Origin of the sequence: Rhodococcus sp. NPDC078407 (assembly GCF_044542515.1) — a bacterium.
In the GTDB taxonomy this organism is placed as follows: domain Bacteria; phylum Actinomycetota; class Actinomycetes; order Mycobacteriales; family Mycobacteriaceae; genus Rhodococcoides.
Genome location: NZ_JBITUQ010000029.1, coordinates 17137 through 39635, shown reverse-complemented (window position 1 = coordinate 39635; position 22499 = coordinate 17137). Strand labels below are relative to the sequence as shown.

Genomic DNA, 22499 nt, shown 5'->3' with positions numbered 1-22499 from the left:
CCGGATTCAGTCGCCGACCGTCACCGCGCGGGCCTCGTCGATGCTGTGCGGCGCGGGTTCGTGGTCGTCGACGTGGGCGAAGACCTTCCTGCCGGTTGCCAGCACGACGATTGCCAGCGCGGTGCATGCGGCACCCACCCAGAACGGCACGTGCATGTTCGATTCGCCGAGCTTGCCGGCCAGATAGGGTGCCGCTGCGCCGCCGGTGAAGCGGACGAAGCTGTACGCCGCCGATGCCGTGGATCGTTCGACCGGTGCCGAGATCATGACGGTCTCGGTGATCAGGGTGTTGTTGACGCCGAGGAACAACCCGGCCACCACGGTTCCCACGATCAGGACGGTCTTGTTCTCGGTGAACATCGCCATGACGCCCAGGTCGACGGCGAACAGCAGCAGTGCGAGCATCATCATGTTCAGCGTTCCGAAGGCCCGCTGCAGTTTCGGCGCGATGAACACCGACGCCACGGCCAGGCACAGGCCCCAGCCGAAGAAGATGAAGCCGATCGAGTACGTGCCCATGTCCAGTGGAAACGGGGTGTAGGCGAGCAGGGTGAAGAAGCCGTAGTTGTAGAGCAGCGCCGTGATGCCGACGGTCAGCAGTCCGCGGTGCCGCAGCGCGCGGAACGGATCGAGAATCGACGTGGTGTGCGCGGGCTTGGGGGTGTCCGGGAGCATGACGATCAGCAGGATGAACGCGACGGCCATCAGGACTGCGACGCCGAAGAACGGTCCGCGCCAGCTGAATCCGCCGAGTAGGCCACCGACCAGCGGGCCGGTCGCGATGCCGATGCCCAGTGCTGCCTCGTAGAGGATGATCGCGCGGGCGACGCCGCCGGATGCTGCACCGACGATGGTGGAGAGCGCGGTGGCGATGAACAGGGCGTTGCCCAGTCCCCAGCCGGCGCGGAAGCCGATGATCTCGCCGACCGATCCCGACGTGCCGGCCAGCGCGGCGAACACGACGATGATCGCCAGGCCCACCAGCAGAGTGCGTTTGGGGCCGAAGCGGCTGGACACCACTCCGGTGATCAACATGGCGACGCCGGTGACGAGCATGTAGCTGGTGAACAGCAGCGACACCTGAGACGGCGACGCATCGAGTTGTTCCCCGATGGGCTTGAGGATGGGGTCGACGAGACCGATGCCCATGAAGGCGATGACGCTGGCGAATGCGACGGCCCATACTGCGCGGGGCTGCTTCAGCAGGCTGTCGGAGGAGGTAGTGGCGGTCACGAAAGAGTTCCTCTCATTCCGTGATCGACGGGCGCGAGGATGCTGCGAAGCTCGCTCAGGCCGTCGGTCAGTTTCTGAATCTGTTCTGGGTCGCGGTCGGACAGGTAGGGCACCAGTCCATCGACTAGGTGGCGTCGTCCGTCGGCGAGCCAGCGGTGGCCGGCCTCGGTCATCTCGACGCGTACGGCACGTGAGTCGTCGGGGTCGGGTCGTCTGGCGACGAGGCCGGCGTTGCTCAGTTTGGCGAGCAATGCCGTCGCCGACGGTTGGGAGCATCGGTCCAGCTCGGCGAAGGTGCTGATCCGCAGCGGCTGATACTCCTCGAGCAGCGACAGAGCTCGCATCCATGCTTTCGGCCATTCGTCGCTGCCGAACCGGGCGGCCAACCGGACGAAGCGTGACGAACTGGTGACCAGCTGCGAAAGAAGGTCCCGGATGTCTTCGTCGGTGTGACTCACCGGTTTATTGTTACATACACTAACTATCTATCACAATACGCGCCTGACAACGGTCGCGACGGGGTTGTCAGGTCAGTTGTCGGCCGAAAAAGTCAGTGTCGGCTCACAAGATCAGTGTCGGCTCAACAGCTCGGCAATGTCACGATCCCACTCGGCGATACGTCGACCGTCGTATCGGAAGCGCGCCACGAAATAGATGCCGAGGAGAAGCACCGCGGCCAACACCCAGCTTCCGATCGCGTTGAAGATCGACGCTGCTACGACGTCCGACGACGTCAGTGGCCGCAGGCTCAGGTTGCCGCTGTCGTCGACCCAGATCTGAGCGGTGGTTCCGATCGGAGAACCGGTGTCGACGCTGACGCGACCGGTGTGCTCGACGCCTCGGTAGACCCAGCGAGAGTCGACAGCAGTGGCAGCGGCGGCACCGGACGAGCCGAAATCCGCCGATGTGACGGATGGCGTCGTCGTAGTAGCCGTTGTGGTGGCGGTGACCTGGTGGATCGAGCCCCTCTGGTTTTCGAGGCGCTGTTGCTGATCGGCGTGGGCACTCAGCCCGATCCACAGTGACACCGGGATCATGACGACGAGAAGCACCGCGACCCACTGTTTGATGCGAGCCTGACGGACGTCGATGTCGCGCAGCAGCGGGTTGGGGTGGCCCGTGAAGTCGGTGTGTGCCGAGCCTGCCTGCCCGGTGAGTTTGCGGCGCATGATGGTCCCCACTACTTCGAAACGATTCCGACCGACCTTTCCACGATGACGACGCGACCTGCGAGTATCAAGCTCGAGGGGTCGACGTCACATGTGATGTCGGTTGTGATGGTGTCGATGGAGGAGTGGGATGGCCGACGGCAGGATGCATAGTGCTCGCGTCGCCGCTCTGGTTGCCGGGGCGGTGACAGTCCTCGGTGCCTGGACCGGCTCGACGCCGTTGCAGCGCATCGCCAAACCGATGATCGTTCCGGCGTTGGCGACCGGGCTCGACCCGGTACGCGACCGAGTGCTGCTGGTCGGTCTCGCTGCGGCCACGACAGGGGATGTTCTGTTGATCGATCCCGACGACGATTCGGCCCTGGAATGGGGCGCACGTGCATTCGCGGTGATGCAGGGCAGTTACACGTACCTGCTCCTGCGGCGAGGTGCACGCCCGACGCTGGTCGACGCAGTTCCTCGGTATGCCGGATGGGCGGCCGCTGCGGCCCTGCTTGCCAGGCGTCAGCCGGCGGTGGCGTCGACCTTGTCGGCGTACGGAGCGGTGCTGGCAACCACCTCGACACTGTCTGCCGTGTCCCCGGCTCGCGGCGGCGACAGACGACTGATGATCGGTGGTGTTTTGTTCACGGCATCGGATGCGCTGATCGTGTTCCGCCGGCTGTTCCTCACCGAGGACCGACCGCGGCGGGCCGCGGAGTCGATCGTTCTGTCGACGTACGTGGCGGCGCAGGTGCTACTCGTCGAGGCCTTGCGGTCGAGGCAATAACAGCACCCGTTCGCGGTGGGCGGGATCCACACGAACCGCGATCACCGTGCCGGGCTCGAACCGCGCGGTGTCGGAATCGGGAATGTCGTACACGATCTTGCCGAAGTAGCTGCTCGAACCCGGCACGGTGAACTCCAGGTCCAGCTCGGCCGTCTCGTCGTCGATGCGGCGAATGGCGTCCACAGTCGCCCAGCCTTCGACGCCGTGCTCGATCAGCTCCTTCTGCTCCCGAGTCGGGCGTCCGGCAATCATCATCGCCAGACCGAGAGCCGCGCCGAATCCGGCGACCAGGGCGGCCAGCTGATAGGGGAGCGTTCCGGGTGGCGTGCGCTTGCTCAGCCAGCCGATCCAGACCGCCAGCACAACTGCGTAGACGATCGTCACGACGACGACGGCTCGCACGATTCTCGCGTTGTTCACTTCGACACTCCTGGGCCGCCGGCGGCGGCCGTTCACCATTCGACGATAGGGGGTTACCGGTAAGTAGGGTTACATGTACGGTGATCGATGTGACTCGACCAACTGTCTTCATCTCAGGCGCAGCAGCAGGTATCGGCCGCGCAACTGCTCTCAAGTTCGCTGCCAATGGCTACCTCGTCGGTGCATACGACATCGACGAGACCGGCTTGGCTTCGCTCGGTAAAGAAGCTGCCTCGCTCAGCGGCCGCGTCGTCACCGGCATCTTGGATGTAACCAACTCGGACCAGTGGGAAACCCAGCTGAAGGAGTTCGTCTCCGAGGGCGACGGTCGACTCGACATCCTGATCAACAACGCCGGAATACTCGCCGCGGGTCCCTTCGAGGACATGCCGCTGTCGGTGCACCGTCGGCAGATCGACATCAACTTCAACGGGGTCATCTACGGCACCCTCGCTGCCTTCCCCTACCTCAAGGACACCGCAGGCGCACAGGTCGTCAACCTCTGCTCCGCGTCGGCCATCTACGGCCAGCCCGAGTTGGTCACCTACGGTGCGTCCAAGTTCGCAGTGCGCGGCATCACCGAGGCGTTGGACCTCGAGTGGAGCAAGTACGACATATCGGTCAAGGCCATGTGGCCGCTGTTCGTCCAGACGGCGATGACCCAGGGCGTGTCGACGGGCACCACGAGCTCGCTGGGTATCAAGCTCACCGTGAAAGATGTGTCCGACGCGATCTTCGACGCGACCCGTCCGGTCAAGCGTCGGTTGCACAAGGTGCATTTCCCGGTCGGTTTGCCGTCCAAGGCACTCTCGCTCGGATCACGTTTCTCGCCTGCATGGCTCACTCGCGAGGTCAACCGGCGCCTGAGCCACACCTAGACCTTCTCGCCGAACGATGCCGGCAGTGCGCCGGTATCGTCGGTCTTTCGAGTGATCGGTGTCGGAAGGTGGGTCGGGGTTACTTCATGCTGAGCACGTGTGGTTCGAGCAGGCTGGGGTCGAAGCGGGGTTGGCTGATCGGGATCGGGGCGGTCACGGCTCTCGTTCTCTCCGGTTGTAGCGGCGAATCCGCCGCCCAACCATCGCCGTTGCCGTCGTCGACCACCACGACTGCGCCGACGACGACGACCCTCGCGCCCCCCACCCTCGCTCCGGTGACGACCACCGAGGCACCGCCGCCTCCACCCCCGCCGCCGGTGGAACCGCCGCCCACTGCCGAACCGCAGACGACGTATGCGGCTATCGGGGGTGCGTACTACTTCAGTTCACCCGACGGGCTGTTCCAGTGCGGCATCGTGCCGTTGGCGAACCGCACCGAGGCCGGGTGTCAGGGCACCACCACGCCGGTCCCGCCGCGGCCCGACGACTGCATGATCAGCTGGGGCAACGGAATTCGAGTCACCAACGAAGGCCCTGCGGCATTCATGTGCGCGGGCGGAGCGGTGTACACCTCGGGTGGCGAAACGATCGATCCACCGTTGGCGGTGGGCGCATCCATCGCCGAGGCCGGGTTCACCTGTACCTCCGCCGAGAACGGCATCTCGTGCGTCGACGATGCGACGGGTCACGGATTCCGCATCGCACCGGACAGCAACGAACTCTATTGAGCGACAACGAGATAGAGCGCCCACCGTCGTCGAGTGACGCCGGGCCCACCGAGTGGGGCGACAATCCCAACGGCGTCGGGCCCTGGGCGGCGTGCCACTCCGAACCGCCACCCGACGATCCACGGTTGGATCCCGAGCTCCTCGCCGGTGGAGACCGCCGCAACGTCGTCGACGCCTACCGCTACTGGCGGCGCGAGGCCATCGTCGAAGACATCGACACCAGGCGTCACTCGCTGCATGTCGCCATCGAGAACTTCACCAACGACGCGAACATCGGCACGGTCGTGCGCACCGCCAATGCCTTTGCCGCCCAGGCGGTGCACATCGTGGGGCGTCGTCGCTGGAATCGCCGCGGTGCCATGGTCACCGACCGCTACCAGCACCTCCACCACCACGATTCGGTGGAGGCGTTGATGGCGTTCGCCGCCGAGGAAGGTCTCGTCGTCGTGGCCGTCGACAACACTCCCGGATCGGTACCGATCGAGACGACCGAGTTGCCGCGCGAGTGTCTGCTGTTGTTCGGCCAGGAGGGACCCGGCGTCAGCGACGGTGCCCGCGACTCGGCGTCGATGACGGTGTCGATCGCCCAATTCGGCTCCACCCGCAGCATCAACGCAGGTGTTGCCGCCGGTATCGCCATGCATGCGTGGATTCGGCAGCATGCAGATCTCGACAATGCTTGGTGACAGCGCGCTGATCCGGGACGGGATGTAACGAATCGGCAACGGTAGTGGCAGGATCTCCGGTATGCAGGAGTTGTGGTCGCAGCGTGCGGACGCTGCGGAGGGGGCCGTCGTCGAGCGGCACATGCGTCGGCTGTGGGGATTGCCGGGCACGACGCTCGCGGTGGTGGCCTGGCCTCCGGTCCGTCGGGAGCGGATGTTTCTGCGCTGGCACTACTGGTGGCAGGCCCATCTGCTCGACTGTGCAGTCGATGCCGCCGATCGTGACCTCACCGCAAAGCGTCGTCGACGACTGACCAAGATCACTCGGTCGCACCGCATTCGCAACATCAGCGGATGGACCAACAACTACTACGACGACATGGCCTGGCTGGGGTTGGCTCTCGAACGTGCGCAGCGTCAGCACTTCGTCGGAAATCGGCGCGGCATCCAGCAGATCGAAATGGAACTGTTCGACGCGTGGGCTCCGGCCGAGGGCGGCGGCATCCCGTGGCGAAAGAAGTCCGACTTCTACAACGCCCCGGCCAACGGTCCGGCCGCGATCATGCTCGCCCGTACCGGCCGGCTCTGGCGTGCTCAGGAGATGTCCGACTGGATGGATCGCACCCTGCGCGACACCCGAACCGGCTTGATCTTCGACGGAATGCACTCCACCCGCGACCTCGTCGACGCCGGAAAACAGGGCGAGGTGGAACGCGCTGTCTACAGCTACTGCCAGGGCGTCGCGCTGGGCCTGGAAACCGAACTCGCTCTCCGGCTCGGCGAATCGAGGCACGCGCAGCGAGTCCACGCGTTGGTCGACGCGGTGGAGAACCACCTGACCCACAACCTCGTCATCACGGGCGGCGGCGGGGGAGACGGCGGCCTGTTCAATTCCGTTCTTGCGCGCTACCTGGCCCTCGTGGCCACCGACCTACCCGGCGATACCGACGCCGACGAACGTGCACGGGCCGTCGCTGCCGCCATCGTTCTCGCCTCTGCCGAGGCCGCGTGGGAGAACCGACTCGAAGTGGAGGACAACCCCCTGTTCGGTGCCGATTGGACTTGCGAAGCGCGCTTCCCGGGGCAGGGCCTGCACATCGCCGCCTTCACGCAGGGAACGGTTCGACCCTCCGACGTACCCGAGCGGGATCTGTCGGTTCAACTCGGCGGCTGGATGCTCATGGAAGCGGCCTACCGCGTCGCAGCTGCAGATTTCTAGAGGACGTTTCGGACGGGCCTTGGGTAGACCTACTCGAGTACCTCTTCGACCTCGATGGTCTCCTCGGGTCGTGACATCTCCTTGCGGTACTGCCAGATGCCGAGTCCGGTTCCGACGACGAGCAGCACGATCATGCCGATGAGCACAGCGGGCATCAGCCAGGGAATGCGCTGAATGAATGACCCGAAGTAGAACCCGATCAGCAGCAGCACCGGAGCCCAGATGATGGCACCGAGAGTGCTGGCGATCGTGTACTTGCGGTGGTCCATCTTCGCGGCACCTGCGACCAGCGGGCACAGGGTGCGCACCCAGGGGATCCACCGCGCGACCAGAACTGCCCAGAATCCATGCTTTTCGAGCAGAAGGTTGACCTTGTGCAGGTTCTTGGTGTTGAGGTACTTGCCGTTCTTGCGGGCCACCAGCGTCGAGCCGGTTCGGTGACCGATCGAGTACCCCACCTGGTTTCCTGCGATGGCGGCGACCATCGCACCGAGAGACAGCGCCCAGATGTGACCGGTGCCCGACGCATGAGTGGCCATCACGATTCCTGCCGTGATCAGCATCGAATCCCCGGGCAGGAACAACCCGATGATCACCGCGCATTCGATGAACACGAAGGTCATCACGACGATCCACACGACAAGAGGACCGGCAGTTTCCAGCGGACCGAAACTGCCCGCGGCCTGAACGGACGCGGTCGGCAGTGCAGAGGTAATCGACGACATGGACTCGATCACTTTCGGAAGATCTCGATCAGGACTTCATATCCGGGGTATCGGCTTCGATGTCGTCTGATTCGATGACGTCGGTGGCCTCGCCCAAGGGGGTCTTGCGGGCCCTGATCATGCGCTTGCCGACTTCCCAGGCGATCGGCAGTACGGAGACGGCCACGATGAGCAGGAAGATGATGTCGACGTGTTCACGAATGAACGCGATTTGCCCGAGCAGATACCCCAGTACCGTCACGCCCGCGCCCCAGAGGATGCCGCCGACGATGTTGTAGGTGAGGAACAGCGAGTACTTCATGTGCGATGCACCGGCGACGACCGGCGCGAACGTCCGCACGATCGGCACGAACCTCGCCAGGATGATGGTGATCGGACCGTGCTTCTCGAAGAACAGGTGCGACTCGTCGATGTACTTCTTCTTGAAGAAGCGCGCGTCGTTGCTCTTGAAGAGAGCGGCCCCGCCCTTGGTGCCGATCAGGAAGCCGACCTGATCGCCGAGGATGGCCGCGATCGGAATAAGGATGACGAGCGTCCAGATGGAGGCGAACGGCTCGATCTCGGTGGACTTCGATGCGGCGATCAACCCGGCCGTGAAGAGCAGGGAATCGCCGGGGAGCAGGGGAAAGAGCAAGCCCGACTCGATGAACACCACCAAGAGGAGACCGACGAGCACCCAGGTCCCGAAGGAGTTGAGCAGGTTCACGGGGTCGAGGAATCCGGGCAGCAGGGCCAGATTTGTCGTCACCGATTCCGAGGCAGCAAGAAGACTCACCGCGCCCACACTACCGGCCGAAACCGGTAAGTCCTGAACAGAAGGTGTGGGCCGGCAACGAACGCGGGAGCCTGCGGAACGACCCGAGGTAAGCGTGAGTGGAGCCTGCGGAATGACCCGAGGCAAGCGTGAGTGGAGCCTGCGGAATGACCCGAGGCAAGCGTGAGTGGAGCCTGCGGAACGACCCGAGGTAAGCGGGAGTGGAGCCTGCGGAATGACCCGAGGCAAGCGTGAGTGGAGCGGGTACGCACGACACCGGGCTCGGAGGTTGCCATACTGCACAGGACACAATCGAACTTTCACTATCGAACTTCCATTGGAGGAATGACGCCGTGCCTATCGCAACTCCCGAGGTCTACGCCGAGATGCTGGGCCGGGCGAAGGAACACAAGTTCGCTTTTCCGGCAATCAACTGTGTGGGTTCCGAGTCCATCAACGCCGCCATCAAGGGCTTCGCCGACGCGGGTAGCGACGGCATCATCCAGTTCTCGACCGGCGGTGCCGAGTTCGGATCCGGTCTCGGCATCAAGAGCATGGTCACCGGTGCGGTCGCACTGGCCGAGTTCGCCCATGTGGTAGCCGCCGAGTACGACGTCACCATCGCCCTGCACACCGACCACTGCCCCAAGGACAAGTTGGACACCTACGTGCGTCCGCTGCTCGCGATTTCGCAGGAGCGCGTCGACGCCGGTAAGAATCCGCTGTTCCAGTCGCACATGTGGGACGGCTCGGCCGTTCCGATCGACGAGAACCTCGAGATCGCGAAGGATCTGCTGGCTCGCGCGGCGGCCGCGAAGATCATCCTGGAGATCGAAATCGGTGTCGTCGGCGGCGAAGAAGACGGCGTCGAGGCCGAGATCAACGACAAGCTGTACACGTCCAACGAGGACTTCCTCAAGACCGTCGAGGCTCTCGGCGCCGGTGACGCAGGTTCGCGCTATCTACTCGCGGCCACCTTCGGCAACGTGCACGGGGTGTACAAGCCGGGCAACGTCAAGCTCAAGCCGTCCGTGCTCGCCGACGGTCAGCGTGTGGCCAGCGAGAAGCTCGGCCTGGCCTCCGGCTCCAAGCCCTTCGACTTCGTCTTCCACGGTGGATCGGGTTCGGCGAAGAGCGAGATCGAAGAGGCACTCGAGTACGGGACGGTGAAGATGAACGTCGACACCGACACCCAGTACGCATTCAGCCGTCCCATCGCCGGACACTTCTTCTCCAACTACGACGGTGTGCTCAAAATCGACGGGGAGGTCGGCAACAAGAAGGCCTATGACCCGCGCAGCTACCTCAAGAAGGCCGAGGCCGGAATGACGGCTCGCGTCGTCGAGGCATGCAACGACCTCAAGTCCGCCGGCCGCAGCGTTTCCGCAGGCTGAGCACATGCAGCGTCAGCTGCACACCTTCCACTGATCGCCTTCCAGGCGTAGGTCGAAGGTGCGCGGCGACCGATCGTTCGGGTTGGCATCGGTGTGCGCGATCACCTGGGCAATCGCGGTGGTCGCGTCGGTGACCTGAATGGCGTCGATGCTGTCGACCGTCGGGATACTTCCTTGTTCCACGGAGACACGGTGGACGTCGGCGAACTCCGCGTCCGGAATCTCGCGGTAGAAGGTCGCCAGATCGCCGCACGAGGTGCTGCGCAGAGTCGCCAGGTCGCCGCCGGCCAGCGCCCTGGTGAACGATTCCACCGTCGATCGGATCCGCGCCTCGGGCGAAGTGTCCTCGCTCGTACGGTCGATCAGCAGGTAAGCCCCGGCAGCCACCACAGCGATAGCGAGCACCGCAGCCACCAGCGCCGCCCACCACTTCTTGTGGCCAGGCTTCCCGGACTCTGCGGGCGACGGTCCGACGCGCTGGGGAGCTGCCTGCTTGGCACCGGGCTGCGAGTGTTCGTTCGTGCGGGGCTCGATCTTGCGGGGCCCGACCGGCGGTGGTACCACTGCCGGCTTCTTCTTCTCTGCCGCAACAGGTTTCGAGACTCGATCAGCAGGATCGCGCGGCGGGATGCGACGCGGTGCCGCGGTCGGCTTCGCTGTCGGTGTCGACCGTTCGCCTGCGGGAGACCCAACGCTCTTCGGGGCAGCGTCTGTGTCGGTGCTGTCTTTGGCGGTGCTGTTTTTTTCGATGCTTATCTTCTCGGTGGGAGCGTCGGCCGCGGGGGGCGCATTCTTCTTCTCGTCCGGCATGCGTTCTCCCTCGTTCACCGAATTCTTGCAAGAGCGGTATGTCCCACATTTCGTCAGCTGGCAGCCTAACGACCGCATCTGCGCTCCGGAACGAGCGAGGCGGGGGTGTTCGGACACGATTCGGTGACGTAGGGGCACAATGATCGCCATGACTTCTTTCGGTGATCTCCTCGGACCCCAACCCACACTGTTGCCCGGAGACGACGAGGCCGAATCCGCTCTGCTGAATCACGAGGCCCCCGAGACGGTCGCTGCAGCGCATCCGACGGCGTCCATCGCGTGGGCGTACCTCGCCGAGGGCGCACTCGAATCGGGTGCCACCATCACCGCGTACGCCTACGCTCGTACCGGTTATCACCGTGGTCTCGACCAATTGCGTCGTAATGGATGGAAGGGATTCGGGCCGGTCCCGTACAGCCATGAGCCCAACCGCGGATTCCTCCGATGCGTCGCAGTCCTCGCCAAAGCGGCCCGCGACATCAACGAGAACGACGAGTACGCCCGTTGCCTCGACCTCCTCGAAGACTGTGACCCCAAGGCAGCAGAAGCGCTCGGCCTGGGCTGACCGAGCCCGCGCGAGTCGATCGCGCGGCCGGAGCCGGATGAAGGCGGGTAGCGAGCGGCTCCGGTTGTCGCTGCTGCCGATCATTCAGTGCGCGCTGGCGGCTGGAATGGCCTGGTTCGTGGCCACGGACCTCGTCGGGCACGAACGACCGTTCTTCGCGCCCATAGCTGCCGTCGTGTCGCTCGGTGTCTCTTTGGGTGCTCGCCTGCGGCGGTCGGTCGAGTTGGTGGCCGGAGTGACGGTCGGCATCGGCGTCGGCGATCTGTTGATCTCGCTGATCGGTAGCGGGCCCTGGCAGATCGCCTTGGTGGTCGCGCTCGCGATGTCGGCCGCGGTATTCCTCGACGGTGGTCCGATCATCGCGATGCAGGCCGGGTCGTCGGCCGTGCTGGTGGCAACGCTGATTCCGCCGGGCAACATGGGTGGCCCCAACCGCATGGTCGACGCGTTGGTCGGCGGTCTGGTGGGCATCGCGATCGTGGCGTTGATTCCGACGCATCCCGTGTGGCGTGCGCGCAAGGACGCGGCGAACGTGTTGGCGACGGCTGCGAGTGTCTTGCAGAAGGTGGCCGACGGTTTGGTGGCGAACGACCCCAAACCGATCGAGGATGCGTTGCGGAAGGCACGTGCGACGCAGGCGGGTATCGATGCGCTTCGAACCGACCTCAAGGGCGGCCGAGAAATCGCTCGAATCTCGCCGATGTACTGGAATCACCGCAATCGTCTGGCCGCGCTCGCGGCGACAGCGGATCCCATCGACAACGCTGTGCGCAACATCCGGGTGCTCGCGCGGCGGTCGCTGACGCTGGTGCGAGACGACGAAATTCTCGATCCACGCGTCGTCGACGAGGTGGAGAAGCTGGCGCATGCCGTGGAAGTGTTGCGGCAGATGGTTCTCGCCGATCCGGGGCAGAAGCCGGACGCTGCGGAGGCCGCCCGAGTGCTGCGTTCGGTTGCTGCCGGCGCCAAGCCCGAGTTGATCTCGAATGCGGGCCTGTCGGCGACCGTGGTGCTGGCTCAGTTGCGGTCGATCATCGTCGACTTGTTGCAGGTCGCTGGGCTCAAGCGCATTTCGGCGTTGGCGACGCTGCCACCGACGGTGAAAAATCCCCACGTTCCGCCGGAGGTGTGACCGGGAGCCCCGTCCCGGACGACAGCATTGCACATATGCGTATATACGCATATGGTGACTGCTGGACGTGGTGACAGGTGTGAGAGGGGGAGTCATGGGCGCGGGTCACGGGCACAGTCATGGCATCGGCGGTCATGCGCCCGCAGGTGCGGGGCCACCCAGGTCTCGGGTGCGCAAGATGGTTGTCGCTCTGGCGATCCTGGTGGTGTTTCTCGTCGTCGAGGCGACTGTGGCACTGGCGATCGGGTCGCTGGGCCTGCTCGCCGATGCCGGCCACATGCTCACCGACGTACTCGGTATGTCGATGGGATTGATCGCACTGGTGCTGGCTCGTAAAGGAAGCGCGGTCGCTGCGCGAACATTCGGCTGGCATCGCGCGGAGGTGCTCACCGCCATCGCCAATGCCGTTCTGCTGCTCGGTGTTGCGGCCTTCATCATGTACGAGGCGATATCGCGGATCGGCGACGCCCCCGACATCCCTGGCTTACCGCTCATTCTCACTGCGGCAGCCGGTCTGGCGGCCAATATCGTCGTCATGCTGCTCATTCGCAGCGATGCCAAGGATTCTCTCGCTGTCCGCGGCGCATACATGGAAGTTCTGGCCGACGCGGTCGGCAGCGTCGGGGTGCTCGTCGGCGGTGTACTGATGCTGCTGTTCCAGTGGACCTGGGTGGACCTCGTCGTGGGTGTCTTGATCTCCCTGTGGGTGATTCCGCGGGCGATCAAGCTGGCCGGCTCGGCGCTCCGCATTCTCACCCAGGCCAGCCCAGCCGACGTCGACGTGGATGCGTTGACCGGGGACCTGAGCGCTCTTCCCGGTGTGACGGGAGTGCACGACTTGCACGTGTGGACGCTCACCACCGGGATGGACGTCGCCACAGTGCATCTCGAGTGCGAGGGCTCGTCGTCGATGGTGCTCGATCGTGCCAGGTCGTTGCTGTCCACCTATGGTCTGGACCACGCCACCGTGCAGGTCGAGCCGGCGACGCACGGCCGAGCGTGCAAGGACGAGCTCACCTGGTAACGGTGCGAATCTCGGTGCCCGGACGCCAGATGTCTATCTGCATGTGATCGTCCACCAAAGACGTCAGTACGACCTCGGTGATATCGAGATCGAACACGTGATACGGCACCAGCTCGGCTGGCGCGGCGTCGAAAATCGGTTGCAGCACAGCAGGATCGGTGATTTCGACGGCCACTCCGCCGATCTTTGCGTCACCACCTTCCATCGAATGATGTCCCGGGTTGCTGTGCAGGGCGAACCGTCCGTCGCGCTGAAGGTCCCGCGCCTTGACGGCACCGAGCATCGAGCCGAGGCGCAGGACGCCACTGGCGTCGAACTCCACCTCGGTTCCGCTCACGCGCGGTGAGCCGTCCGCACGCAGCGTAGCAAGAACATGATGCTTGTTGGCAGTGAATCTGGCCTGTACCGCCGATGCCAGAGCCGGGGCTGCTGTCGAGAACTCCGTCCACGTCGTCATGGTGAAAGTATGCGATCCGGCACCGACAGGGTTGGGAAATTCTGCACACAACTTGTCGGAGGAGACGGGATCCCGTCGATTGCGATCGATATCGTGCAGTCTTTCCCGCTGGCCCTGTCAGATCCAGAATCGCATCAGGTAATTGCCGTTGCCGGCGAAGAACTCGGGAACCCCGGACAATCCGAACAAGGTGTAGATCGCGCCGAAGAATGCGGAGTTGACGGCGGGGACGAACAGCAGCGCCACGAGTACGAGCAAGCCGTACGGCTTGAACTGGTTCAGCGATGCCCTCGTTGCGGGTGACAGTGAGGGCTCGAGTGCGGCGTATCCGTCGAGTCCGGGCACCGGAATCAGGTTGAGGATGGTGGCCATGATCTGCAGGAACGCCAGGAAACTGAGCCCGTACCAGAATGCGGGGTGGTTGCCGTCGGTGCCGAAAGCTCTGATGACCACCAGAAGTGCTACGGCGACAACAGCATTGGCGAAGGGGCCGGCCAGTGCGATACGCCGCTGTGTCGAGGCCGAGAACTGGCCGGTGCGCAGATAGACCGCTCCGCCCGGCAATCCGATTCCGCCGATCGCGATGAACATCACCGGCAAGACGATCGACAGCAGCGGATGGGTGTACTTCAGCGGGTTGAGCGTCAGGTAGCCGCGGAGTTCGACTTCGCGATCTCCGGCGCGGAATGCGGTGAACGCGTGACCGAATTCGTGCAGGCACACCGAGGCGATCCAGCCGGCAAGCACCAGAACGAATACTCCGAGGCGGGCGGTGAAGGAGGTGACGTCCTCGGCTTGCCAGGCGAGGGCTCCGCCTGCTCCGGCTACGGCGAGAACGGCAACGAACACCGGGCTCGGCAGGACGGGACTACGTCGCAGCGGGACGCTCATGGAACCAGCTGGACGCTCATCGGACCAGCAACCACTCCTGGTTGTGGCGGTAGAACGTGGATCTCTTAACTGTTCTGTCGCCGGCGATGCCGTCGCGCATCAGTTGCGCGGCAGGGGTCCCGAGTTGCATCGCCCGCCCGCTCACCCAACGGCGGGGCAGTAGACGTCGACGGCCGATCACTCGCGCGCGCAGGCCCGGCATGTCCGGGGTGGGGGAGACCTCGACACCGGGGACGACGCCGGAGAACAGTCGAGTGTCGTCGACGTAGGCCTCGCCCTCGAGTTCCGCGCCGTCCGCACCCCCGAGGAGCGCTCGGCCGACGACGGCTTTACCCGCGTCGTCGCGGATCAGAGGTGTGCTCGACGCGGTGCCGGTGAGTGCCACTTTGGCGGCGCGTGATCCGGTCCCGAGCTTGTAGATGTGAGCTGCGTTGGTCGCCGTCTCCGGTACGAATGCGACTTCGATGTGGAGACGGTCGGTACGCATCAAGCGGGTCAGAACTGCGGCCAGGGATGCGTCGTCGCCCAGGACGATGATGCGGGGTGCGGGAGCGGAGTCGATGTCGGAGAAGAGGCCGTTGCAATCGTCGTCGCTCGGTACGGCATCGGCGCTGCGCAGCGGGACGTCGGTCAGCGCGATCGGCAACAGCGGACTTCCGCAGTGCAGAACGAACGGTGTCACGGCGCTCCTCGGTCTTCGGTCGAAACTCGTCACGACCATAGTGCCCTCGTTTCGGCTCCACCGTAGCGGCATGCGGGCCAGCTCACCGGCTCGGCTAGACTGTTCTCCCGGCCACTGTCGCGCCTGCGACAAATGGTGACTGCTGCGTTCGTCCGAGTAAATCTGCAGCACGTCCTCGCACGAAAGCAACGTAGGAGAGCACATGCCGGCGATAGTCCTGATCGGCGCCCAGTGGGGCGACGAGGGCAAAGGCAAAGCCACCGACCTGTTCGGCGAACGACTCCAGTGGGTGGTTCGTTACCAGGGCGGCAACAACGCCGGGCACACCGTCGTGCTTCCGAACGGCGACAAGTTCGCGCTGCACCTGATCCCGTCGGGAATCCTCACACCGGGCGTGAAGAACGTCATCGGCAACGGCGTCGTCGTCGATCCGGGTGTGCTGCTGACCGAGCTCGACGGCCTCGAGAAGCGTGACGTCGATACCTCGAACCTGCTGCTCAGCGCCGATGCGCACCTGATCATGCCGTACCACGTGGCCATCGACAAGGTGACCGAGCGCTTCCTCGGTGCCAAGAAGATCGGCACCACCGGACGCGGGATCGGGCCGTGCTACCAGGACAAGATCGCCCGCGTCGGAGTCCGCGCGGCCGATGTGCTCGACGAGAAGATCCTCACCCAAAAGGTCGAGGCCGCACTGGAATTCAAGAACCAGGTGCTCTCGAAGATCTACAACCGACGGGCGCTGGATTCACAGCAGGTGGTCGACGAGGTACTCGAGCAGGCCGAGGGCTTCAAGCACCGCATCACCGACACCCGGTTGCAGTTGAACCTGGCTCTGGAGCGCGGTGAGACCATTCTGCTCGAGGGATCGCAGGGCACGCTGCTCGACGTCGATCACGGCACATACCCCTACGTCACGTCCTCGAACCCGACCGCAGGCGGCGCGTCCGTCGGTTCCGGCATCGGCCCCAACAAGATCGGGACCGTGCTCGGCATCCTCAAGGCTTATACGACGCGCGTCGGCTCGGGTCCGTTCCCGACGGAGCTGTTCGACAATCACGGCGAGTACCTGGCCAAGCAGGGCGGCGAGGTGGGCGTCACCACCGGTCGTGCACGACGTACGGGCTGGTTCGACGCGGTCATCGCGCGATACGCCACTCGCGTCAACGGCATCACCGACTACTTCCTGACCAAGCTCGACGTGCTGTCCAGCTTGGACACCGTGCCGATCTGCGTCGCCTACGACGTAGACGGCGTTCGGCACGACGAAATGCCCATGACCCAGACCGGTTTCCATCACGCGAAGCCCATCTACGAAGAGATGCCCGGTTGGTGGGAGGACATCTCCGGTGCCCGCACCTTCGAGGAACTGCCGATCAACGCGCAGAACTACGTCCTGCGTCTCGAGGAGCTGTCGGGTGCGTACATGTCGTGCATCGGCGTCGGACCGGGCCGGGACGAAACCATCGTTCGTCGGGACATTCTGCGGTAAGTATTTCGATCGAGACGAAGCCCCGAGGCATGTTGCCTCGGGGCTTTCTCGTGCTCGGTGCGAGGGGCTTCGTGCGATTCGGCCGAAACAGCGGTTCGGGTAGGCGAAGTGTGCCGAAGGCGGTCGTAGTCGCTGTTGGATGGCGTCTGACCGGTGAGAACCGCCAAGACTGTCTCGTACTTCGCGCTCGAGGATGCTTTACAGCGAGCTTTGATGTGTAAACGCAAAGTTTGCTTGATTCGGTCAAAAAGACCCTAGGACTTTTACTGCTACTTGGGTAACGGACCAGGTGAACATGGCGAAACAATGAGCATCGCACCTGTTGCGGAGGCCTTCTTCGGATGGCCGACGACCCGACCGGGTCACCCCCCTCACCCGGCCTGTTCTCGAAGGCCTACGAAGAAAGCAGAACGTCAATGAACAAGGCAACCAAGGGTGCAGTAGCGGCGGGAGCGGCGGCGGTATTGCTGCTCGGCGGCATGGGATCGCTGGCTCTGTGGAACGACAGCGAGACGCTCGGCGGTGGAACGATCACCTCCGGAGACCTTCGCCTCATTCTCGACGAGGACTCTGTGAATTGGCAAGACGTCTCTTACGACGTCACGCCCGTGGACATCGATATCAACACGTTCCGCATCGTGCCGGGTGACACGGTCGCATATACGGCTGACTTCTTGGTCGAGGCCGAGGGTGAAAACCTGACCGCGAATCTGACAGCTGACATCAGCAATGTCGTCGACGTCGAATCACCGGACTCGGCCGAATTGCTCGCCGCCATCACTACATCAGTTGCCGCCACCGACGCTGCCGACAACCCTCTGCCTACGGATGGCGCTGGAACTGCCGTGATCACGCGGACGACGAGCGCACCCGCTGACCAAATCATCAGCGTCGAGGTTCGATTCACATTCGACCGCAACACGGGTGAATTGGCGGGCCAGACCGGCACCGAGGCGCAAGACCAGAGCATCGATCTGTCGGAGTTCACGCTCGATCTCACGCAGATCCGCCCCTGAGTCCTGGTTCCTTTGAAGCACGGTCGATACTGGGCGCTGGCAGCTGCGTCCGTCCTTGTGGTGAGCTTCGGCTCGGCACAGGTGACGGGCGCGCTGTGGCGCGACGAAGAAGTCCTTGGTGGCGGAACCATCACCTCAGGCACCTTGGACATCAAACTCGGCCCCGAGGGTTCGGCCGAGGTTCCGAACTTCGTCATTCCGGGGCTCGGTAACACCGGCCTCACGCCCAACGGTTTCGCGCAGGCACCACTGCTGATTCGCAACAACGGAACCACTCCCTTCGCTTTTCGGCTGCAGGGCACAACGGTGAATGGCTCGCTGCCGTTTACTTTGACTGCGAGCACTGTCGCGAACGCCGGAGCATGCCCCCTATCCGGCGCACCCACGGGCGCGACAGTTCTCTTCAATGGCAACGCCGCGGGTGCTCAGGTGCCGGTCGCTCCTGCCGCAAGACCTCTGGCACCCAGCGCGAGCGAGGTGTGGTGCTTTCGCCTCACTACGTCCGACGCACCACCTCAGAGCGTCTCCTCGACGGTGACGTTCTCCTTCCGAGCGGATCAGGCATGACCACCGACGACACCGACGTCATCCCGGTCGTCCCTCCGCGCGAGGACGAGGAGGAGCACACCGGAGTGTGGTGGTGGGTCAGCCGCATAGGCTCGTACACCCTTCTTGCGGTGATGGTTTTGATTCTTCTGGCCACCGTCGTCGTTCCGCGTGTCACCGGTTCCACTCCGTATACCGTCCTGACTCAGTCGATGGAGCCGACGTATCCGCCCGGCAGTTTGATCGTCGTGCGGCCCGTCGAGCCGAACGAACTCGCTGTCGGAACGCCGATTACCTACCAAATACGTTCGGGTGAGCCCGAAGTGGTGACGCACCGTATCGTCGCCACTCGGCAGAGCGGCCGCGGCGAGCAGACATTCATCACGCGGGGCGACAACAACGGCGCTGACGACGAGAACCCGGTGCAGGTGGGTCAGATACGCGGTGAGGTCTGGTACTCGGTTCCGTACATGGGCTACGTCAACAATTGGCTCAACGGCGAGCAGCGCAAGATCACGGTCGCGGTCATCGTCATAGGTCTGTTCGGCTACGCGCTGGTGATGTTCGTCGGGGCCGGTATGGATCGTCACCGGAGCCGGAAGGAGCGGGCGCGGTGAAGCACAGCATGTTCGTCGCCTGCACCGCAGCTTTCGCGGGGAGTTCGGTTGTTCTGCTGATGGGTGCTGGTCCAACGCAAGCGGCTCAGACGATCAAGTACAGCGCCGACGGCGAGCGGTGGGATACCGATTTCACAAGCCCGTTATTCGACAACGACATTCGGTGGGTTCCGCAAGACTCTCGCAGTTCGCAGTTCTATGTATTCAACGACACCGAGACCGACGGGCGGTTGTGGGTGTCTCTCGACAGTGACAATCCGGCATTCGTTCGCGCCCTCGATGTCTCGATCGGTGACGCCGTGACCGAGTCATGCGCACTGACCAGCGTCCCCGCCGGGGAGAAGAAACAAATCGACGTGGTAGTCGCGATGTCCGAATCAGCCGGCAACGACACCCGCACCTCCACAGCACAAATTGATCTGATTCTTCAGTGGGACAACAGTAAGAGCGACGTGTGCCCGGAGCTGTCGGGTGCACGGATGGATATGGAAGGGGCGCAGCGGTGATGTCGCGTCACAAAGACTCGGTCGGTGCGAAGTCGGTTGTTCACCGAATTGGCCTCGCTCTGATCAGCGCTCGGGCTCGGGCCGTCATGTCGATCGGCATCGTCCTCGGCCTCGGTGCCGTGGGGACCCTTGCAGCATGGTCGGATACGGCGACCGCGACGTCTGGAGTGTTCACCACAGGCAAGCTGGACATCAAGTTGGGTGATGCCCCAGGGGTCGACAACGATCCAGTCGCGTTCTCGACCACTCTGGCCAATCCCGCAATCTTCCCCGGCGATACCGTCGCGGCCGGACTCCTAGTGTCCAACGCGTCCGGTTCCGTAGCCAACGCATACACAATTTCCGTAGTAGCCAATAACGCTGACCTTGGGAACAGGCTGAGTTCCTCGGTGCACACCGGTGTACCGACCGGCAATGCGTGCTCCGGTGCGGCCGTCAGCACAGTCACCGGCTTGGGAACCTCGAAGCCGTTCCCGGCTTTGAATCGACCTCTTGCCTTGAACCAATCTGATCAGCTCTGTATCAGCGTGACGATGACAGCCGGGGCTCAGCCGAGCCCTGCTCTGTCCGGCAAGGTCACTTACACCATCACCGCGACTTCGACGTAGATCATGTCCAATACCCACGCCGCCTCCACCACCCACGTGCGATCTCGCCCGCGTCTGCTTCGCGAGATCGCTTTGACGGTCGGTGCTGTCGCCGGGCTCTTCTGCGTGCTGTTCGCGCTGGCTGCCGTGTTCTTCGGAATCACCCCCTTGATCTTCCGTTCCGGGTCCATGGCCCCGGCGATCGACACCGGCGCGCTGGCGCTGAGCAAGTCGACTCCGGCGGCGGAGATCGCGGTCGGCGACGTCGTGAAGGTGACGAACGCTTCGGGTACGGGAATCACCCACCGCGTCGTGCAAATCGGCGCGGTAGGAACCGACAGCGTGCAGTTGTTCCTGCAGGGTGACGCCAACGCCGAGCCCGACGCCGAGAGCTACGTGGTGTCCGAGGCCGATCGAGTGTTCTTCAGCGTCGGGAAACTGGGCTACGCGGTCACCTGGCTCAGCGGTCCCGTCGCTGTGTTCATCGGGGGTATCGCCGTGGGCGCACTTCTGATGACCGCCTTCGGTTTTCGCAGGTCTGCGGAATCCCCTGCACAGTCCGACGAAGAAGATCGACTGCAGGAACCGCCCAGTGGGCGGCATAGCGCGCCGAAGCACGGCGCCTCCAGACTCGGTGTCGTGCTCGCATTGGCGGCCATCTCGGCAGTGGGCATCAGTGCCTCGAACACTCCGACAACCCTTGCAGCAGGGCAGGATACGGCGACGGCGGTCAGCGGGACGATCACCACAGCACCGCCGCTGCTCCCACCTACCTCTCTCGCCTGCGCTAACTCTGGGCTCACGCGGAGTGTCCTGAGTTGGCCGACAGCTGGAACCGGATACACCTATCAGTACGTAATGAGGTTGAAGGGGTCGAGCACCATTTTGGCGACGGTTCCGGTGGCTGCGGGTCAGTTGTCAGTAACCATCTCGAATGGTGGGCTTATCGCCCTCGGCGCACTGAATGGTACTTACACATACACAATTCAGACTGTGTCGGGCACTCGCGTATCCGCGGAGGGGCCCCAGAGAGACATAGCACTCAATCCTGGGATTATTAATGTGGTCTTGCCCAGTGCTCGCTGCAGCCCTGTAGGAACGGCTAGTACGACCGCGGGGTCGGCGGCCCGCAGCGCCCCTCAGGCACTTGTTCCGCCACCGACGAGCACCACCGAGCCAGTACCGACTACCACCCAGCCGGTACCGACTACTACCCAGCCGGTACCGACTACCACCCAATCCAACGCACCCGTTGCGCCCACGACCACAGTCCTCCCGCCGACCACCACGACACCATCGACCACCACCGACACACCTGCCGCGGCTCCGGCCGTCGCACCGCCACCTGAAGAGACCACAACGACCACCCCGCCGGCTCCCGCGGTTCTGTCCGGCCCCGCGACCTCGCCGTCGGGAGCGTCGACTGCCCAGGTAGTCGACATCGACGGCGCACCGACACTGCAGATCGTCGACGCCACCGGAGCAGTCCAGTACAGCGCCCCCGCCACGTCCAGTGAGGCATACGGCTACGGCGTCAACTGGTCGGGGGAGCAGTTGTGGTTGCTCCGACCGGATCAGCTCGTTCGTCTCGACGGTGCCGGCGGCTCGTGGTCGCGGACAGTGGTCGATCCGACGGCAACCGACCAGATTCCAGCGGACATTCTGGCGCTGTTGAACTAGCGATTCGTACATATATGTCCGAATCGAACTGCGCATCTGCTCGAGGTTATGGATAATTGTCGTCAGATAAAGCGACGGAAGGTCGGGCGATGACTGAGAATTACAGTGGACTGGAAGTTTTCAGCTACCAATTCGATCGCTTCGCTTACGAACACCCGTGGATCGGCGCGCAGACCGGGGAATTCATGCTCGGCCCCGAGGGCGGAGGAATGCTCGAATTCACGCACGCCACCGTGTTCGCCCTGCCCGAAGGCGGCGCGCACGAAGTGCACGGGCCGATCCTCGAGTGGTACCTCGGGCACGGGGGACCCTATAACGCACTTGGCTATCCGATTAGCAACGAGCGCCCCACACCCACTGGATCCGGTCGGTACAACCTCTTTCAGCGTGGAGCTATCGGATGGTTGCCGGAAGTGGGAGCGTTCACCATCGGCGGTCGATCGGAAGAATCGGACGTCAGCCTCGGACCGGAGGCCGTATTGGTTTCGTCGGTCGACGGATCGATGCCGTCCTTCGAGATATCTGCCTGAAAACTGATCC

General features: G+C 63.8%; 27 protein-coding genes. 17 read left to right on the top strand and 10 right to left on the bottom strand.

The window, feature by feature from the left end:
• Positions 1–6: 6 nt before the first annotated feature.
• The 3 genes from ACIGGF_RS22410 to ACIGGF_RS22400 form a co-directional block, all read right to left on the bottom strand.
• Entirely contained in the window at positions 7–1233 is a 1227-nt protein-coding gene (locus tag ACIGGF_RS22410; RefSeq protein WP_397523363.1) for an MFS transporter, read from the bottom strand.
• Positions 1230–1691 carry a MarR family winged helix-turn-helix transcriptional regulator gene (locus ACIGGF_RS22405; protein ID WP_397523362.1) on the bottom strand — a complete coding sequence of 154 codons (462 nt, stop codon included), beginning with the start codon at positions 1689–1691 and terminating at the stop codon, positions 1230–1232. The genes ACIGGF_RS22410 and ACIGGF_RS22405 overlap by 4 nt, the downstream gene beginning before the upstream one ends.
• Positions 1692–1802: 111 nt before the next feature.
• Complete coding sequence (locus tag ACIGGF_RS22400) at positions 1803–2402, bottom strand: hypothetical protein (RefSeq protein WP_397523361.1); 600 nt, start codon at positions 2400–2402, stop codon at positions 1803–1805.
• Between the two features lie 130 nt (positions 2403–2532).
• On the opposite strand from ACIGGF_RS22400, the gene ACIGGF_RS22395 reads away from it, so the two are divergent.
• The gene (locus ACIGGF_RS22395; RefSeq protein WP_397523360.1) at positions 2533–3171 is read left to right on the top strand and encodes a lysoplasmalogenase family protein; all 639 of its coding nucleotides are present in this window, start codon (positions 2533–2535) and stop codon (positions 3169–3171) included.
• On the opposite strand, the gene ACIGGF_RS22390 is transcribed toward ACIGGF_RS22395, so the two are convergent.
• Positions 3139–3591, bottom strand: a complete 453-nt coding sequence (locus tag ACIGGF_RS22390; RefSeq protein WP_397523359.1) for a hypothetical protein — start codon at positions 3589–3591, stop codon at positions 3139–3141. The two genes, ACIGGF_RS22395 and ACIGGF_RS22390, sit on opposite strands and share 33 nt — an antisense overlap.
• 89 nt (positions 3592–3680) lie before the next feature.
• Between ACIGGF_RS22390 and ACIGGF_RS22385 the strand changes: the two genes are divergently transcribed.
• From ACIGGF_RS22385 to ACIGGF_RS22370, 4 genes are all read left to right on the top strand, one after another.
• Positions 3681–4469 (top strand): SDR family oxidoreductase, encoded by a 789-nt coding sequence (locus ACIGGF_RS22385; RefSeq protein ID WP_397523358.1) that lies wholly within the window; start codon positions 3681–3683, stop codon positions 4467–4469.
• A gap of 86 nt (positions 4470–4555) precedes the next feature.
• A complete protein-coding gene (locus ACIGGF_RS22380) occupies positions 4556–5197 on the top strand; it encodes a DUF6636 domain-containing protein (protein ID WP_397523357.1) in 642 nt (213 codons plus the stop codon).
• The gene (locus ACIGGF_RS22375) at positions 5194–5883 is read left to right on the top strand and encodes a TrmH family RNA methyltransferase (RefSeq protein ID WP_397523356.1); all 690 of its coding nucleotides are present in this window, start codon (positions 5194–5196) and stop codon (positions 5881–5883) included. The genes ACIGGF_RS22380 and ACIGGF_RS22375 overlap by 4 nt, the downstream gene beginning before the upstream one ends.
• Positions 5884–5944: 61 nt before the next feature.
• Complete coding sequence (locus ACIGGF_RS22370) at positions 5945–7081, top strand: glycoside hydrolase family 76 protein (RefSeq protein WP_397523355.1); 1137 nt, start codon at positions 5945–5947, stop codon at positions 7079–7081.
• Positions 7082–7110: 29 nt separating this feature from the next.
• Here the strand turns inward: ACIGGF_RS22370 and ACIGGF_RS22365 are convergent, their stop codons facing one another.
• Together ACIGGF_RS22365 and ACIGGF_RS22360 are read right to left on the bottom strand one after the other, a co-directional pair.
• Positions 7111–7806 carry a DedA family protein gene (locus tag ACIGGF_RS22365; RefSeq protein WP_397523354.1) on the bottom strand — a complete coding sequence of 232 codons (696 nt, stop codon included), beginning with the start codon at positions 7804–7806 and terminating at the stop codon, positions 7111–7113.
• Between the two features lie 28 nt (positions 7807–7834).
• Positions 7835–8581: a VTT domain-containing protein gene (locus ACIGGF_RS22360; protein WP_397523353.1), complete on the bottom strand. Its 747-nt coding sequence runs from the start codon at positions 8579–8581 to the stop codon at positions 7835–7837.
• Between the two features lie 332 nt (positions 8582–8913).
• Here ACIGGF_RS22360 and fbaA point away from each other — a divergent pair, with 332 nt between their 5' ends.
• Entirely contained in the window at positions 8914–9954 is a 1041-nt protein-coding gene (fbaA, locus tag ACIGGF_RS22355) for a class II fructose-bisphosphate aldolase (RefSeq protein WP_243594553.1), read from the top strand.
• Positions 9955–9966: 12 nt separating this feature from the next.
• Here fbaA and ACIGGF_RS22350 read toward each other — a convergent pair whose 3' ends face one another.
• Complete coding sequence (locus ACIGGF_RS22350; protein WP_397523352.1) at positions 9967–10764, bottom strand: hypothetical protein; 798 nt, start codon at positions 10762–10764, stop codon at positions 9967–9969.
• A 148-nt stretch (positions 10765–10912) separates the two neighbouring features.
• Here ACIGGF_RS22350 and ACIGGF_RS22345 point away from each other — a divergent pair, with 148 nt between their 5' ends.
• The 3 genes from ACIGGF_RS22345 to ACIGGF_RS22335 all read left to right on the top strand — a co-directional run bounded on the left by ACIGGF_RS22345 (position 10913) and on the right by ACIGGF_RS22335 (position 13485).
• The gene (locus ACIGGF_RS22345; RefSeq protein WP_032380738.1) at positions 10913–11329 is read left to right on the top strand and encodes a DUF3151 domain-containing protein; all 417 of its coding nucleotides are present in this window, start codon (positions 10913–10915) and stop codon (positions 11327–11329) included.
• 37 nt (positions 11330–11366) lie between these two features.
• Complete coding sequence (locus ACIGGF_RS22340; protein WP_397523351.1) at positions 11367–12461, top strand: aromatic acid exporter family protein; 1095 nt, start codon at positions 11367–11369, stop codon at positions 12459–12461.
• Positions 12462–12555: 94 nt separating this feature from the next.
• Positions 12556–13485 carry a cation diffusion facilitator family transporter gene (locus ACIGGF_RS22335; protein ID WP_397523350.1) on the top strand — a complete coding sequence of 310 codons (930 nt, stop codon included), beginning with the start codon at positions 12556–12558 and terminating at the stop codon, positions 13483–13485.
• On the opposite strand, the gene ACIGGF_RS22330 is transcribed toward ACIGGF_RS22335, so the two are convergent.
• The 3 genes from ACIGGF_RS22330 to ACIGGF_RS22320 all read right to left on the bottom strand — a co-directional run bounded on the left by ACIGGF_RS22330 (position 13475) and on the right by ACIGGF_RS22320 (position 15554).
• Positions 13475–13942 carry a pyridoxamine 5'-phosphate oxidase family protein gene (locus ACIGGF_RS22330; protein ID WP_397523349.1) on the bottom strand — a complete coding sequence of 156 codons (468 nt, stop codon included), beginning with the start codon at positions 13940–13942 and terminating at the stop codon, positions 13475–13477. The genes ACIGGF_RS22335 and ACIGGF_RS22330 overlap by 11 nt on opposite strands.
• Before the next feature lie 117 nt (positions 13943–14059).
• Positions 14060–14833: a site-2 protease family protein gene (locus ACIGGF_RS22325; protein ID WP_397523348.1), complete on the bottom strand. Its 774-nt coding sequence runs from the start codon at positions 14831–14833 to the stop codon at positions 14060–14062.
• Positions 14834–14849: 16 nt separating this feature from the next.
• Positions 14850–15554: a hypothetical protein gene (locus tag ACIGGF_RS22320; protein WP_397523347.1), complete on the bottom strand. Its 705-nt coding sequence runs from the start codon at positions 15552–15554 to the stop codon at positions 14850–14852.
• 163 nt (positions 15555–15717) lie between these two features.
• On the opposite strand from ACIGGF_RS22320, the gene ACIGGF_RS22315 reads away from it, so the two are divergent.
• From ACIGGF_RS22315 to ACIGGF_RS22280, 8 genes are all read left to right on the top strand, one after another.
• The gene (locus ACIGGF_RS22315; RefSeq protein WP_032380192.1) at positions 15718–17007 is read left to right on the top strand and encodes an adenylosuccinate synthase; all 1290 of its coding nucleotides are present in this window, start codon (positions 15718–15720) and stop codon (positions 17005–17007) included.
• Between the two features lie 416 nt (positions 17008–17423).
• Positions 17424–18023 (top strand): alternate-type signal peptide domain-containing protein, encoded by a 600-nt coding sequence (locus ACIGGF_RS22310; protein ID WP_397523346.1) that lies wholly within the window; start codon positions 17424–17426, stop codon positions 18021–18023.
• Positions 18024–18083: 60 nt separating this feature from the next.
• Complete coding sequence (locus ACIGGF_RS22305) at positions 18084–18590, top strand: hypothetical protein (RefSeq protein WP_397523345.1); 507 nt, start codon at positions 18084–18086, stop codon at positions 18588–18590.
• Positions 18587–19186, top strand: coding sequence for a signal peptidase I (locus ACIGGF_RS22300; protein WP_397523344.1), 600 nt, complete (start codon positions 18587–18589; stop codon positions 19184–19186). The genes ACIGGF_RS22305 and ACIGGF_RS22300 overlap by 4 nt, the downstream gene beginning before the upstream one ends.
• A complete protein-coding gene (locus tag ACIGGF_RS22295; protein ID WP_397523343.1) occupies positions 19183–19692 on the top strand; it encodes a hypothetical protein in 510 nt (169 codons plus the stop codon). Before ACIGGF_RS22300 ends, ACIGGF_RS22295 begins: the two co-directional genes overlap by 4 nt.
• Positions 19692–20300 carry a SipW-dependent-type signal peptide-containing protein gene (locus tag ACIGGF_RS22290; RefSeq protein ID WP_397523342.1) on the top strand — a complete coding sequence of 203 codons (609 nt, stop codon included), beginning with the start codon at positions 19692–19694 and terminating at the stop codon, positions 20298–20300. Before ACIGGF_RS22295 ends, ACIGGF_RS22290 begins: the two co-directional genes overlap by 1 nt.
• A gap of 3 nt (positions 20301–20303) precedes the next feature.
• Entirely contained in the window at positions 20304–21959 is a 1656-nt protein-coding gene (locus ACIGGF_RS22285) for a signal peptidase I (RefSeq protein ID WP_397523341.1), read from the top strand.
• Between the two features lie 89 nt (positions 21960–22048).
• Positions 22049–22489, top strand: a complete 441-nt coding sequence (locus ACIGGF_RS22280; protein ID WP_397523340.1) for an LGFP repeat-containing protein — start codon at positions 22049–22051, stop codon at positions 22487–22489.
• Positions 22490–22499 lie beyond the last annotated feature (10 nt).

What these genes read in the sequence shown, in the direction of transcription:
- ACIGGF_RS22400 (WP_397523361.1), bottom strand. Translation starts at nt 2,402, where the DNA reads ATGCGCCGCAAACTCACCGGGCAGGCAGGCTCGGCACACACCGACTTC.
- ACIGGF_RS22395 (WP_397523360.1), top strand. Translation starts at nt 2,533, where the DNA reads ATGGCCGACGGCAGGATGCATAGTGCTCGCGTCGCCGCTCTGGTTGCC.
- ACIGGF_RS22380 (WP_397523357.1), top strand. Translation starts at nt 4,556, where the DNA reads ATGCTGAGCACGTGTGGTTCGAGCAGGCTGGGGTCGAAGCGGGGTTGG.
- ACIGGF_RS22370 (WP_397523355.1), top strand. Translation starts at nt 5,945, where the DNA reads ATGCAGGAGTTGTGGTCGCAGCGTGCGGACGCTGCGGAGGGGGCCGTC.
- ACIGGF_RS22365 (WP_397523354.1), bottom strand. Translation starts at nt 7,806, where the DNA reads ATGTCGTCGATTACCTCTGCACTGCCGACCGCGTCCGTTCAGGCCGCG.
- ACIGGF_RS22350 (WP_397523352.1), bottom strand. Translation starts at nt 10,764, where the DNA reads ATGCCGGACGAGAAGAAGAATGCGCCCCCCGCGGCCGACGCTCCCACC.
- ACIGGF_RS22345 (WP_032380738.1), top strand. Translation starts at nt 10,913, where the DNA reads ATGACTTCTTTCGGTGATCTCCTCGGACCCCAACCCACACTGTTGCCC.
- ACIGGF_RS22340 (WP_397523351.1), top strand. Translation starts at nt 11,367, where the DNA reads ATGAAGGCGGGTAGCGAGCGGCTCCGGTTGTCGCTGCTGCCGATCATT.
- ACIGGF_RS22335 (WP_397523350.1), top strand. Translation starts at nt 12,556, where the DNA reads ATGGGCGCGGGTCACGGGCACAGTCATGGCATCGGCGGTCATGCGCCC.
- ACIGGF_RS22330 (WP_397523349.1), bottom strand. Translation starts at nt 13,942, where the DNA reads ATGACGACGTGGACGGAGTTCTCGACAGCAGCCCCGGCTCTGGCATCG.
- ACIGGF_RS22325 (WP_397523348.1), bottom strand. Translation starts at nt 14,833, where the DNA reads ATGAGCGTCCCGCTGCGACGTAGTCCCGTCCTGCCGAGCCCGGTGTTC.
- ACIGGF_RS22320 (WP_397523347.1), bottom strand. Translation starts at nt 15,554, where the DNA reads ATGGTCGTGACGAGTTTCGACCGAAGACCGAGGAGCGCCGTGACACCG.
- ACIGGF_RS22315 (WP_032380192.1), top strand. Translation starts at nt 15,718, where the DNA reads ATGCCGGCGATAGTCCTGATCGGCGCCCAGTGGGGCGACGAGGGCAAA.
- ACIGGF_RS22310 (WP_397523346.1), top strand. Translation starts at nt 17,424, where the DNA reads ATGAACAAGGCAACCAAGGGTGCAGTAGCGGCGGGAGCGGCGGCGGTA.
- ACIGGF_RS22300 (WP_397523344.1), top strand. Translation starts at nt 18,587, where the DNA reads ATGACCACCGACGACACCGACGTCATCCCGGTCGTCCCTCCGCGCGAG.
- ACIGGF_RS22290 (WP_397523342.1), top strand. Translation starts at nt 19,692, where the DNA reads ATGTCGCGTCACAAAGACTCGGTCGGTGCGAAGTCGGTTGTTCACCGA.
- ACIGGF_RS22285 (WP_397523341.1), top strand. Translation starts at nt 20,304, where the DNA reads ATGTCCAATACCCACGCCGCCTCCACCACCCACGTGCGATCTCGCCCG.
- ACIGGF_RS22280 (WP_397523340.1), top strand. Translation starts at nt 22,049, where the DNA reads ATGACTGAGAATTACAGTGGACTGGAAGTTTTCAGCTACCAATTCGAT.